The following is a 758-nucleotide window of genomic DNA, read 5'->3' as shown; positions in this document are numbered from 1 at the left end:
CGGTTGGATCACCTCCTTACCTAAGAGATACGTGTTATGTGCAGTGCTCACACAGATTGTCTGATGAAGAACGAGCAGAAATACCGGTATAGGCTTGTAGCTCAGGTGGTTAGAGCGCACCCCTGATAAGGGTGAGGTCGGTGGTTCAAGTCCACTCAGGCCTACCAATTTTCCTTTATACTGCGTTGTGAATTCACTCGTTTACTGATGTAAACTTCGTGACCCCACGCCTTGCCTAAAGAAAAATCTTCTTTCTGAAAAGAAGAAAGGGAGTGGTTGTACTGGTATTAAAGAATGCATTATGGGGCTATAGCTCAGCTGGGAGAGCGCCTGCCTTGCACGCAGGAGGTCAGCGGTTCGATCCCGCTTAGCTCCACCATAATCTCTTGAATATAAAATAATAATTCAGAGTATATTAGCAATAGTATACTGCGAATTATTTTGCTCTTTAACAATCTGGAACAAGCTGAAAAATTGAAAACAAATCAATATATCACCGAGGTATATTGATGAGTCTCTCAAAATCTCAAATCTGAAAGTACTCTTCAGAAAGGATATGCGAGCAAAATGATTTCAAGGCGGACAGCGCACAGCAAGCGGAGCATACTTAAAGTATGTGAGCATTGCGAGCACTGCCCAACGTCGAAATCATGAAGCGCAGCAATCCGTTTTAGAAGACACCTTCGGGTTGTGAGGTTAAGCGAATAAGCGTACACGGTGGATGCCTAGGCAATCAGAGGCGATGAAGGACGTGCTAA

2 tRNA genes are annotated in these 758 nt (G+C 44.2%); both read left to right on the top strand.

The features are described 5' to 3' along the window. Positions 1–90: 90 nt before the first annotated feature. A tRNA-Ile gene (locus ABN236_RS19275) sits at positions 91–167 on the top strand. Between the two features lie 136 nt (positions 168–303). After that, positions 304–379: transfer RNA gene (locus ABN236_RS19270), tRNA-Ala, on the top strand. The last annotated feature ends 379 nt before the right edge of the window (positions 380–758 follow it).

The sequence above is a fragment of the Proteus sp. fly-1013 genome, from assembly GCF_040140245.1.
GTDB lineage: Bacteria > Pseudomonadota > Gammaproteobacteria > Enterobacterales > Enterobacteriaceae > Proteus > Proteus mirabilis_B.
The sequence above is the reverse complement of the archived record's forward strand: the minus strand, read 5'-3'. Positions and strand labels throughout refer to the sequence as shown.